Source organism: Nonomuraea sp. NPDC049684 (genome assembly GCF_044465345.1).
Lineage (GTDB): Bacteria > Actinomycetota > Actinomycetes > Streptosporangiales > Streptosporangiaceae > Nonomuraea.
Map to the genome: position 1 here is coordinate 880,038 of NZ_JBITLO010000002.1, position 11,003 is coordinate 891,040.

The window sequence follows — 11,003 nt, forward strand, 5'->3', positions numbered from 1 at the left end:
GCGCGGGTCAACCCAGAGGATGATGTGTCTGATCATGACCTGCCCCTACGGTGGAGGCATGCCACTGGAGGAGATCGGCTGGCTGCGCAGAGGCGCGTGCAGGTCCAGCGACCCTGACCTCTTCTTCCCGCTCGCGCCCTCACCGTTGCAGGAGGCCCGCGCGAAGGCGGTCTGCGCCCGCTGCCCGGTCATCGACGAGTGCCGCTCCTACGCCTTACGGGAGGGCGAGACGGAAGGCATCTGGGGCGGCCTCACCCCCCAGGAACGCCGTCGCACCCGCTTCCCCGCGGGCTGGCGCAACTCCGCCGCCTCCTGACCCACCCCACCGACCACCCCGCCCCCGTCCGCCGTCCGCCGTCCGCACCGGATGGCGTATCCCCCTGTCCCCTGACGCCGTCCCGTCGGACGGTGTGACGCCCCCGCCCTCCTGACTCCGTCCCCGGACGCCGTCCCCGGCTTCATGGTGTGACGCCGTTGTGTTGTGGTGGGACGTAGCCTGCAGGGGTGCTGTTGCGCTCGATCGCCGTCCTCACCGCCGCCAACGTCCTCAACAACAAGATCGCCCCCAGGCTCGCCCCCTTGACGTCCGCCGCCGCCACCGCCGCGCTCGTGGCCATGGCACGCCGGCACGGGGTGTCGTGGCGTGAGCTGGGGTTCGAGAAGGCGTCCCGCGGAGCGGCAGTCGGCGGCGCGCTGGCCGCGGCGGTGGCCGCCGTCTACACGGTGGGCATCGCCGTGCCCCGCACCAGGCCGCTCTTCCACGACGAGCGCGCCCTGTCGCTCTCGCGCGCCCGCGCCCTGGAGGAGGCCCTGCTCCAGGTCCCCCTGGGCACGGTCCTGCTGGAGGAGGTCGGGTTCCGCGGCGCGCTGCACGGCATGCTGGCCCGCCGCCACGGCCCGGCCGCCGCCACGGCGGTCTCCTCGGCCCTGTTCGGCCTCTGGCACATCCTCCCGGCGATCGACATGGCCCGCGCGAACCCGGCGCTCGGCGCGCTGACCGCCGGCGAGCCGGCCGCCCGTCTCGACGTTGCGCGGGTGGTGGCGGGCAGCGTGGTGTCCACGGCGGCGGCGGGGGTGCTCTTCTGTGAGCTCCGGCGGCGCGGCGGGCTGCTGGCGCCGTCCATGCTGCACCTGGCGACCAACTCGCTCGGCTACCTTTTCGCAAGGATCTCGGCGAAACGCTGAAATCATCCCGGATGGGCAACCGGGTTGAGAGTTCTCCTCCGGACCGGGATGAGGTTTCCACCTCGGAAGATGAGGATTCTCCTCCGGGATTTGGAACGGTCCACAATGTGCCCGACTCGATGCTCTAACGTCTCGGCCACGCCCTGCCCGCAAGCACACCACTCGGGGAAGGGCGCTCCCCAAGATCACTATTTCTGATATCTCCGGAGGTACGGAGGTGGTGTTGCATGCGTACGGTGATCGACATCGACACAGGTCTTCTGGAACTGGCCCAGCACGAACTGGGGACCTCGACCGTGAAGGAGACGGTGAACGCGGCCCTGTCGGAGGTCGCAGAAAGGGCCAAACGCCGCGAAGCCTTCGAATACTGGCGCACCCGCGACAATACGCATCTTCTGGGTCCTTGGATCATGAAGCATGCGTGGTGACCACCGGAGTGGTCTACCTCATCGACAAGAGCGCCCTGGCCCGCATGCCGCATCCAGCGGTCCACCGGGCCCTCGAACCGCTCATCCTCGACAGGACGCTCGCCGTCTGCGAGGTCACGCAACTGGAGGTGCTCTACAGCGCCCGTGACCTCAAAGGCCACGAGCGGGACGCCCGCTACCTGCGGGAGGGCTTCCGCCTGCTGTCCATCGCGCACAAGAAGGTCGGGCCGCGGGCCCTGGAGGTGCAGGCGATGCTCGCCGGCAGGTCGCACCACCGGGCGGCCGGGCCGGGCGACCTGCTGATCGCCGCCTGTGCCGAGGTGCACCAGGCGACGATCCTGCACTACGACCGGTACTTCGACGTCATCTCGGAGGTCACCGGGCAGCCCGCGCTCTGGGTGGTGCCGCCCGGCTCGATCCCCTGAGCCGGGGCGGTCAGACCGGGTCAGGCCAGGCCGGGGTCAGCCAGGTCAGGCCGTGGGCACGACCTGGAAGCCCTCCGCGTAGTGGCCCTCGCCGAAGCCGGCCTGCTCCGCCCAGGCGGCGAAGCGGCCACGGACGAAGTCGACGAAGCCCTCGACGTGGGCGACCTGGCTGACGTGCGACTGCAAGGCCGCGAGCTTGCGGTCCATGACCGCGGTGACGTCCACCCAGTGGTTGGGGGTGGGGCCGCCGTTCAGCCAGACCTCCCTGACCGTCCACGCCTCAAGGCCCTCCTCGCGCAGCAGCTCGGGGAAGGCATAGGGGTTGCGGGCGTCGGGGTAGACCGCGTCGAGCGCGGCCCCGCCCACGGCCCGGTGGTCGGGATGGCTGGGCGCCACGAACTGGTAGTTGCGGTCGGGGTGGTGGGTGATGACCAAATCGGGGCGTACCTGGCGGATCACCCGGGCGATGTCGCGCCGGAGGTCGAGCGTGGGCACCACGCGGCCGTCGGCGTGGCCGAGGAAGCGCACGTCCGTCACGCCGACGGCCTTGGCCGCGGCGAGCTGCTCGGTCCTGCGGAGCTCGGCCATGCCGGAGTTGTCCAAGGTGCGCTCGTTGCCGCCGGCGTCACCGTCGGTGACGAGCAGGTACGTGACCTCCACGCCCCGCTCCACGAACAGCGCGACGCTTCCCGCCGCCGCGAAGTCGACGTCGTCGGGATGCGCGGTCACGACAAGTACCCGGTTGATCTCGGCTTCCGGCAGCATGGCTTCCCTTCCTGGACCCTGTACGGAGGACAACCGGCACCCCGTCGGAGGCATTCCGGGCGCCGTTTGTCGGTGGCGCGTCTTAACCTAGGTGGGTGCCGACCCAAGTCTCTGTTGACCACCCCTTGCTCGACGGCCTCAACCCCCAGCAGCGCGAGGCCGTGATCCATCATGGCAGCCCCCTGCTCATCGTGGCGGGGGCGGGGTCGGGGAAGACGCGGGTGCTCACCCACCGCATCGCCTACCTGCTGGCCGAGCGCAACGCCCATCCGGGCGAGATCCTGGCCATCACCTTCACCAACAAGGCCGCCCGCGAGATGAAGGAGCGCATCGACAAGCTCGTCGGGCCGCGTTCCAAGGCCATGTGGGTGATGACGTTCCACAGCGCCTGCATGCGCATCCTGCGGCGCGAGGCCAAGCGGCTGGGCTTCCCGTCGAGCTTCTCGATCTACGACCAGGCCGACTCGCAGCGGCTGATGGCGATGGTCTGCAGGGAGATGGAGCTCGACCCGAAGCGCTACCCGCCGCGTTCGTTCTCGGCGCAGGTCAGCAACTTCAAGAACGAGCTGGTCGACTACGAGACCGCGCTCGACAGGGCGGGCTCACACCTGGAGAAGACGCTCGCGCAGGCGTACAAGGCCTATCAGCTCAAGCTGACCGAGGCCGGCGCGATGGACTTCGACGACATCATCATGAACACGGTGACGTTGTTCCAGCTCTTCCCCGAGGTGGCCGAGCACTACCGGATGCGGTTCAGGCACGTGCTGGTCGACGAGTACCAGGACACCAACCACGCCCAGTACATCCTGATCCGCGAGCTGGTGGGCCATCCCGAGCTGCGCACCGCCGACGGCGACGTCGTGCGTTCGGGCGCCGACATGTCCGAGCTGTGCGTGGTGGGCGACGCCGACCAGTCGATCTACGCCTTCCGCGGCGCGACGATCCGCAACATCCTGGAGTTCGAGCGCGACTACCCCGACGCCCGCACGATCCTGCTGGAGCAGAACTACCGCTCCACCCAGAACATCCTGGCCGCGGCCAACGCGGTGATCGCGCGCAACGAGGGCCGCAAGCCGAAGAACCTCTGGTCCGACCAGGGCGACGGCCCCAAGATCGTGGGCTACGTCGCCGACAACGAGCACGACGAGGCCATGTTCGTGGCCCAGGAGGTCGACCGGCTCAGCGACGAGGAGGGCGTCAAGCCGAGCGAGGTCGCGGTGTTCTACCGGACCAACGCCGCCTCCCGCGTGTTCGAGGAGATCTTCATCCGCACCGGGCTGCCGTACAAGGTGGTCGGGGGCGTGCGCTTCTACGAGCGCAAAGAGGTCAAAGACCTGCTGGCCTACCTGCGGGTGCTGGCCAACCCGGCCGACGTCGTGTCGATGCGGCGCATCCTCAACGTGCCCAAGCGCGGCATCGGCGAGCGGGCCGAGGCGATGATCGAGGCGCTGTCCTCGCGCGAGCGCATCTCGTTCTGGGACGCGCTGCGCCGGGCCGACGAGGCGTACGGCATGGCGACGCGCTCGCTCAACGCGGTGCGCGAGTTCGTGGCGATGCTCGAAGAGCTGATCGCCAAGGCCGAGGGCGTGCCGCCGTCCACGCTGGCCGAGGAGATCCTGGTCGCCACCGGCTACCGCGCCGAGCTGGAGGCCTCCGAAGACCCCCAGGACGAGTCCCGCCTGGAGAACCTCAACGAGCTGGTCTCGGTGGCCTCGGAGTTCGAGGAGGCCAACCCCGAGGGCACGCTGGTGGAGTTCCTGGAGCAGGTGTCGCTGGTCGCCGACGCCGACCAGATCCCCGACGCCGACGGCGGGCAGGGCGTCGTCACGCTGATGACCCTGCACACGGCCAAGGGGCTGGAGTTCCCGGTCGTCTTCCTGACCGCGATGGAGGACGGCGTGTTCCCGCACGTCCGGTCGCTGGGCGAGCCGAAGGAGCTGGAGGAGGAGCGGCGGCTGGCCTACGTCGGCATCACCCGGGCGCAGAAGCGGCTCTACCTCACGCGGGCGGCGGTGCGCAGCTCGTGGGGGTCGCCGTCGTTCAACCCGGCCTCGCGGTTCGTCAACGAGGTGCCGGGGCAGCTCATCGACTGGCGTACCGACCCGGAGAAGTCGGCCTGGAGCGCGGCGACGCGGCGTGAGCCGGCCGCGCGGCCGGCGCCCAGGAGCGGCGGCGGGTCGCGGCAGGTCCTGTCGCTGACGCCCGGCGATCGGGTGACGCACGACAAGTGGGGGCTCGGCACGGTGGTGGCCGTGGACGGGGTGGCGGAGAAGACCAAGGTCAAGATCGACTTCGGCGCCGACGGGGAGAAGACGCTGCTGCTGGCGTACGCCCCCCTGGAGAAGCTCTGACCCTTGGGGGTCACCGGGCGCCCACCCCCGTCGGGGCCGGGCGCCCGACGGCGTGGGGCGGATCGAGGCGATGAGGTGCCGGGCCTCGACGGCGGGTCGAGGGGGTGAGGCATCTGGTTCGCGGCGGTGAAAGCCGAGCGAGGGCCGGGCGAAGGCCGAGCAAGGGCCGAGCAAGGGCCGAGCAAGGGCCGAGCAAGGGCCGAGCAAGGGCAAGGCGAGGATCGGGCGAGGGCCGAGCAAAGGCCGGGCGAGGGCAGGGCGCTTGAGGGCGGCCCTGCCGGTTCGCTGCCGGGTCAGGGCTTGAGGGCGCTGCCCTGCTTCCACTGGGTCCAGTTGAGCTGCCAGTAGCTCCAGCCGTTGCGCCAGTCGAGCTTGCGCTTGGTTCCGGTGATCTTGACGACGTCACCGCGCTGGGCGATGCCGTAGAACCACTTGGCGCCCTGCGGGGTGGCGCGCACGCAGCCGTGGCTCTGGTTGGAGCGGCCGAGGTACTGGTAGTAGCCGGCGCTCTGGTGGACGTACTCGCCGCTGTCGGAGATGCGCACCGCCCAAGGGATCTCCTCCTTGTAGTAGCGCGGGTCCTTGGGGTCGGTCACCCCCATCCAGGACGACGTCATCGTCTCGACGGACTTCTTGCCCATGGTGAGGTGCACGCCGCTGGTGGTGAGGTAGACGTCGACGCCGTTGCGCAGCAGGCCGCCCCGGCCGGCGCTGATCGCGATCTTCTTGGCGATCTTGCCGTCCCGGTAGACCTTCATCTGGTGCCTGCGGGTGTCGACGACCGAGATGTTCGCGGTGCCGACGGCGAAGCGGCGGGTGACGTCCTTGGCCTTGTTGCCGGGGAGCTGGCTGAGGCGCGCGGTGAACAGCACCTTCTGGTGCGGCTTCCAGTACGTCTTCGTCCGGTAGATGACCTTGCGGGCCGACACCCAGCGCCAGGCGCCCTCGACCGGTTTGTCGGCCTGGACCTCCAGCAGCGCCTCCACGGCGGCCTTGTCCTTCACATCCCGGTCGAACGTGACGATGATCGGAAAACCGACGCCGACTTTCTCCGCCGTCTCCGCCATGGGCGTGATGTCGGCGATGTCGAGCTTGACCTTCTTGGCCGGAGCCGCGACGTGGGCAGCCGCGGCGACGCCCACGGAGGCGGTCGTCCGGACCGCCGGGGCCTGCGAGGCTGGCACGCCTTCTGCCGAACAGGCCGCAGCCGAGACCAGTGCGGCCATGGCAAGCAACCGGGGGACGCGATTCAAGGGGGTTACTCCTGGATTATGTGCTTCTCCTTCCATGTGTGACTACTGAGACCCGTGATTCGTCTACGGATCGCCGTAACGACCTTGTAACGGTCCAGGAGGCGGGGTCAGACGAGGCGGCGCGCGGTGGCCCAGCGGGACAGCTCGTGCCGGTTGGAGAGCTGGAGCTTGCGCAGCACGGACGACACGTGCGTCTCCACGGTCTTGACCGAGATGAACAGCTCCTTGGCGATCTCCTTGTACGCGTAGCCGCGGGCGATCAGCCGCAGCACCTCGCGCTCGCGCTGGGTCAGCGAGTCGAGCTCGGGATCGATCGAGGGCGCCTCGGAGGAGGCGAAGGCGTCGAGGACGAACCCGGCCAGCCGCGGCGAGAAGACCGCGTCGCCGTCGGCCACCCGGCGGATGGCGTCGGTGAGCTCCTTGCCGCTGATGTTCTTGGTGACGTAGCCGCGCGCGCCGCCCCTGATGACGCCGATGACGTCCTCGGCGGCGTCGGAGACCGACAGGGCGAGGAAGCGGACCTGCGAGCCGGTGCTGAGGACGCGGCGCAGCACCTCCTGGCCGCCCCCGCCGGGCATGTGCACGTCGAGCAGGACCACGTCGGGCTGGTGCTCGGCGATGGCCTTGACCGCCGTCTCGACGTCCTCCGCCTCGCCCACGACCTCGATCGAGTCGCCCAGCTCCGCGCGTACGCCGGATCTGAACAGCCGGTGGTCGTCGACGATCAACACGCGTGTCATTGCTTGTCCACCTTCATCGTCAGCATCACTTCCGTGCCCTCGCCGGGCTCGGTGCGGACCCTGGCCGTGCCGCCGTGACGTTCCATTCTCCCGATGATGGACTCCCTGATGCCCATTCTGTCGAGGGGCACCGCCTCAAGGTCGAAGCCCTTGCCGCGGTCCTTGACGAAGATGGTCACCTCCAAGCCCTCCACCTCCGCGTAGACGGAGATGGCCGGGCTCTCAGAATATTTGGCCGCGTTGACCATCGCCTGCCTGGACGCCTTGAGCATCGCCGCCAGCTTGCCCTGCGGGTCGAGGTCGATGTCGCCGACGCAGACGACCTCGATGGGCACGCCGTGCGAGTCCTCCTCCTCGGCCGCGATCCGGCGTACGGCGGCGGCCACGGTGGCGTCGGCGTCCTGGGCGGGCTGGTAGAGCCAGTTGCGCAGCTCGCGCTCCTGGGAGCGGGCCAGCCGGGTGACCTCGCGGGGGTCGTGGGAGACGCGCTGGATGAGGGTGAGCGTGTGCAGCACCGAGTCGTGCACCATGGCGGCCACCTCGGCGCGTTCCTCCTGCCGGATGCGCTCGCGCCGTTCGAGCTGCAGTTCCTTCCACAGGCCGGCCAGCCAGGGCGCGGCGATGACCGCGATGCCGCCGACCACGACGACGGTGAACAGCAGGCCGGGCCTGGCCTGGGCCAGCTCGCCCTGGGCGTACAGGAAGCCGGCCGCGCCGATGACGACCAGCGTCACGCCGAGCAGCGTGCGCACCCGGTTGGTCCGGATGCTCTTGGTGGCGCCGCTGACCCAGTTCTTGCGGCGTTCGGGGTCGGCCTGCTGCCACAGGATGAGCGCGCCGATGCCGCCGACGGCGAACGGCAACATGCCGATCCCGCCCTTCGAGGCCCCGGTCAGCCAGCCGAACGCGGCCAGCGCCACGCCGATCGCGCTGAACGCGGCGAGCTGGCTCCAGTCGCGCTGCGGCGGCTGCCCCTCGTACGGCTCACGCGGAGTGATCATCCACAGCACGGCGTAGGCCACCATGCCGACCCCGTCCACGACGCTGAGCAGCACGAACATCAGCCTGATCACGACGGGATCGAGGGAGAGCTGCGCCGCCAGCCCCTGGGCCACGCCGCCGAGCAGGCGGCCCTCCATGGGGCGGAGCATCCGGCGATAGGGTCGATCGCCGGTGGGCTCGGCAAGTGTCTTCTGGTCTGCCATAACATCGCCATCGTCACATGTCGCGGGCACTTCGGGCATCAGGGAACAACCCCCAGGGTCGAGTCAGGGGTCTCCCGGATGCGGCCACCCCGCCCGACGGTCCACGATGGTTCCATGACAGAAGCTCCGCCCAGGCAACCCGCCGCCCCGCCCCGGGAGCTGCGACGCAGCAGCGAAGGGCGCTTCCTCATGGGCGTCTGCGCCGGTCTCGGGCGGCACACCGGCATCGACCCCGTGGTGTTCCGCGTGGCGTTCGCCGTGCTCCTGCTCGGTTCGGGCATCGGGATCTTCCTGTACATCGCGGCGTTCCTGCTGATGAAGGAGCCCAACGGCGGGCCGGGGATCATCGAGCAGTGGACCCGCCGCGACCTCGACGCCGAGGCCGTGATGGCGCTGCTGACGGCGGTGCTCGGGTTCGGCCTCGCGCTCAACCTCGCGACCGTCTGGCTCGACACCGGCACGCTGGTGGTCGGCGTGCTGCTGGCCGTCTCGCTGCTCGCGGCCCATTCCAGAGGCGTCGACCTGCGGGGCCTGGCCCGCTCGATGCCCGAGCGGCTCGGCCGCCGGCGCTCTCCCGACGCGGAGCCGTCCGCGCCGCCCTACGCGCCGCCCGCGGCCACGCCCCGGGTGCGTCCCGCCGAATCCGGCTGGTCCGGCCTCGGCGACACCGTGACGGCTCACCCTGAGTCCCCGGCCCCTGCCCCCAGGCCGACGGCCGCCGCGCACGCCGAGGCCGTGGCCGCGCGGCTGCGGGCGATGTCCGCCGGCCGGCAGGCCGAGACGCCCCGTACGGACCGGCCCGAGACCCCCGAAGCGGGACAGTCGGAGGCCGGCCGGGCCGAGATGTCGAAGATCGAGGCGGCGCAGGCGATGGAGGCCGCCGGCGCCGTGACGGCGGAGCACCGGCTCCCCCAGGACGCGACCCGCCAGGCGCAGGCCCCCGACACGGAGACCCCTGACGCGGAGCCCCCTCACGCGGAGGCCCCTCACGCGGAAATCCCTGACGCGGAGGCCCCGAAGACGCGGATCGAGGCCGCGCAGCCGCAGCCGCGGCCCCACACTCAGGCTCAGGCGGCGTCGCGGCAGGAGCCGCCCGCCTACCGCCCTCAGCCCAGGACCGCGATCGACTACAGCGGCTACGGCGAGCCCTTCGCCCCGAAGGGCCCCTACCGCCCGCTCGACCCGGCCAGGCGGGCCGGCCAGTCGCCCTACGACCCCGCCCTGTACGGCCGCCCGGCCCCCGCCCCGGCCCCGGCCCCCCGGAAACGACGCCCGAAGTCGTTCATCGGCGTCATCACCATCTTGCTCGCGATCATAGTGGGAGGGATCGTCGTGGCGGTCCAGGCCAGGTCGGCCGCGGGCGTGAGCCCGACCATCGTCGGCGGCGCCGTGCTCATCACCATCGGCGCCGGGCTGCTCATCGCCGCCTGGTGGGGCCGCGGCGCCGGTCTCGTCGCGGCGGGCACCACGGTCGCGCTGCTGATCGGCCTGGGGCTGATGCTGGGCGGCCTGCCGCGCAACTTCGGCGACTCCACCTGGTACCTGACCAAGCCCGCGGAGGCGGGCAAGGTCTACGACGTCGGCGTCGGCGACGGCCGGCTGGACCTGACGGAGCTGAAGGCGCTGCCGGGGACGAGCCTGACGTTCGACGCCCGGGTCTCCGTGGGCGAGCTGACGGTGATCGTGCCGCCGACGGCCAGGGTCGAGGTGCACGCGATGAACAAGGTCGGCGACATCAAGGTCGACCAGTCGATCAGGGGCGGCGTGGACGTCAAGTTCGACAAGGTGCTGGAGCCCGAGGTCGGCTCCGGGGACGAGGAGTTCACGATCGTGCTGAACCTGCGGGGCGGCCTCGGCGACATGGAGGTGCGGCGTGGCGCGTGACGTCGAGCGGGTCCGGCGCCTGCACCGGACCGACTGGATGGCCCTGCTGAGCGGCACGTTGTTCGTGGTGCTCGGCATCCTGGTGGTGACCCGCGTGCTCACGGACGCGCTGCTCCTGGTCGGGCTGACCGTGGTGGGGCTGGCCTTCGCGGGGGTGGTGGCGATCATCGCCCGGGTGGTCCGCGGCAAGTAACCCTTGACCGGGAAAAACACCGGCGTAGTTTCGGGTGTGTCCGCCTTTCCCCCTGCTCCTGAGGGAGGACGTATGCCCCGAATCACCGTCACCGTCGACGGGATCAAGTACGAGGAGGACGTCGAGCCGCGGCTCCTCCTCGTCCATCTACTACGTGAGCGGCTCGGCAGGACCGGCACCCCGGTCGGCTGCGACACCAGCAACTGCGGCGCCTGCACGGTGCTGCTCGACGGCAAGAGCGTGAAGAGCTGCTCCGTCCTCGCCGTGCAGGCCGACGGCGGCGACGTCGTCACCGTCGAGGGCCTGGGCGCGAACGGGTCGATGCACCCGATGCAGCGGGCCTTCCACGAAGAGCACGCGCTGCAGTGCGGCTACTGCACCCCCGGCATGGTCATGGCCGCGATCGACCTGGTCCGGGAGGACCCGGAGCCGTCGGAGGAGTCGATCAGGCACGGGCTGGAGGGCAACCTGTGCCGCTGCACGGGCTACTGCAACATCGTGCGCGCGGTGAAGCGCGGCGCGCAGGAGATGGGGCAGGCGGTGAGGACGCAGTGAGCGAGCTGAGCCCCGAGGC

General features: G+C 70.5%; 12 protein-coding genes. 8 read left to right on the forward strand and 4 right to left on the reverse strand.

Annotation, left to right across the window (positions count from 1 at the left end):
* The first annotated feature begins 58 nt into the window (after window positions 1–58).
* The 4 genes from ACIBST_RS09830 to ACIBST_RS09845 all read left to right on the forward strand — a co-directional run bounded on the left by ACIBST_RS09830 (window position 59) and on the right by ACIBST_RS09845 (window position 2,038).
* Entirely contained in the window at window positions 59–316 is a 258-nt protein-coding gene (locus ACIBST_RS09830; protein WP_352323895.1) for a WhiB family transcriptional regulator, read from the forward strand.
* 188 nt (window positions 317–504) lie between these two features.
* Window positions 505–1,185 (forward strand): lysostaphin resistance A-like protein, encoded by a 681-nt coding sequence (locus ACIBST_RS09835; protein ID WP_397170561.1) that lies wholly within the window; start codon window positions 505–507, stop codon window positions 1,183–1,185.
* A gap of 227 nt (window positions 1,186–1,412) precedes the next feature.
* Entirely contained in the window at window positions 1,413–1,613 is a 201-nt protein-coding gene (locus tag ACIBST_RS09840; RefSeq protein ID WP_397170562.1) for a type II toxin-antitoxin system VapB family antitoxin, read from the forward strand.
* The gene (locus ACIBST_RS09845) at window positions 1,607–2,038 is read left to right on the forward strand and encodes a PIN domain nuclease (RefSeq protein WP_397170564.1); all 432 of its coding nucleotides are present in this window, start codon (window positions 1,607–1,609) and stop codon (window positions 2,036–2,038) included. Before ACIBST_RS09840 ends, ACIBST_RS09845 begins: the two co-directional genes overlap by 7 nt.
* Window positions 2,039–2,083: 45 nt before the next feature.
* Here ACIBST_RS09845 and ACIBST_RS09850 read toward each other — a convergent pair whose 3' ends face one another.
* Window positions 2,084–2,803 carry a PIG-L deacetylase family protein gene (locus tag ACIBST_RS09850; RefSeq protein ID WP_397170565.1) on the reverse strand — a complete coding sequence of 240 codons (720 nt, stop codon included), beginning with the start codon at window positions 2,801–2,803 and terminating at the stop codon, window positions 2,084–2,086.
* A 125-nt stretch (window positions 2,804–2,928) separates the two neighbouring features.
* Between ACIBST_RS09850 and pcrA the strand changes: the two genes are divergently transcribed.
* Window positions 2,929–5,154, forward strand: a complete 2,226-nt coding sequence (pcrA, locus tag ACIBST_RS09855; protein WP_397170729.1) for a DNA helicase PcrA — start codon at window positions 2,929–2,931, stop codon at window positions 5,152–5,154.
* Between the two features lie 293 nt (window positions 5,155–5,447).
* Here the strand turns inward: pcrA and ACIBST_RS09860 are convergent, their stop codons facing one another.
* The 3 genes from ACIBST_RS09860 to ACIBST_RS09870 all read right to left on the reverse strand — a co-directional run bounded on the left by ACIBST_RS09860 (window position 5,448) and on the right by ACIBST_RS09870 (window position 8,352).
* A complete protein-coding gene (locus ACIBST_RS09860) occupies window positions 5,448–6,338 on the reverse strand; it encodes a L,D-transpeptidase (RefSeq protein WP_397170567.1) in 891 nt (296 codons plus the stop codon).
* 176 nt (window positions 6,339–6,514) lie between these two features.
* The gene (locus ACIBST_RS09865; protein WP_352323887.1) at window positions 6,515–7,147 is read right to left on the reverse strand and encodes a response regulator transcription factor; all 633 of its coding nucleotides are present in this window, start codon (window positions 7,145–7,147) and stop codon (window positions 6,515–6,517) included.
* On the reverse strand, window positions 7,144–8,352 hold the full coding sequence (locus ACIBST_RS09870) for a PspC domain-containing protein (protein ID WP_358282268.1): 1,209 nt from the start codon (window positions 8,350–8,352) through the stop codon (window positions 7,144–7,146). Before ACIBST_RS09870 ends, ACIBST_RS09865 begins: the two co-directional genes overlap by 4 nt.
* A gap of 114 nt (window positions 8,353–8,466) precedes the next feature.
* Between ACIBST_RS09870 and ACIBST_RS09875 the strand changes: the two genes are divergently transcribed.
* From ACIBST_RS09875 to ACIBST_RS09885, 3 genes are all read left to right on the forward strand, one after another.
* Window positions 8,467–10,236: a PspC domain-containing protein gene (locus ACIBST_RS09875; protein WP_397170569.1), complete on the forward strand. Its 1,770-nt coding sequence runs from the start codon at window positions 8,467–8,469 to the stop codon at window positions 10,234–10,236.
* On the forward strand, window positions 10,226–10,429 hold the full coding sequence (locus ACIBST_RS09880; protein ID WP_358282264.1) for a hypothetical protein: 204 nt from the start codon (window positions 10,226–10,228) through the stop codon (window positions 10,427–10,429). The genes ACIBST_RS09875 and ACIBST_RS09880 overlap by 11 nt, the downstream gene beginning before the upstream one ends.
* Window positions 10,430–10,501: 72 nt before the next feature.
* The gene (locus tag ACIBST_RS09885; protein WP_352362730.1) at window positions 10,502–10,984 is read left to right on the forward strand and encodes a (2Fe-2S)-binding protein; all 483 of its coding nucleotides are present in this window, start codon (window positions 10,502–10,504) and stop codon (window positions 10,982–10,984) included.
* Window positions 10,985–11,003 lie beyond the last annotated feature (19 nt).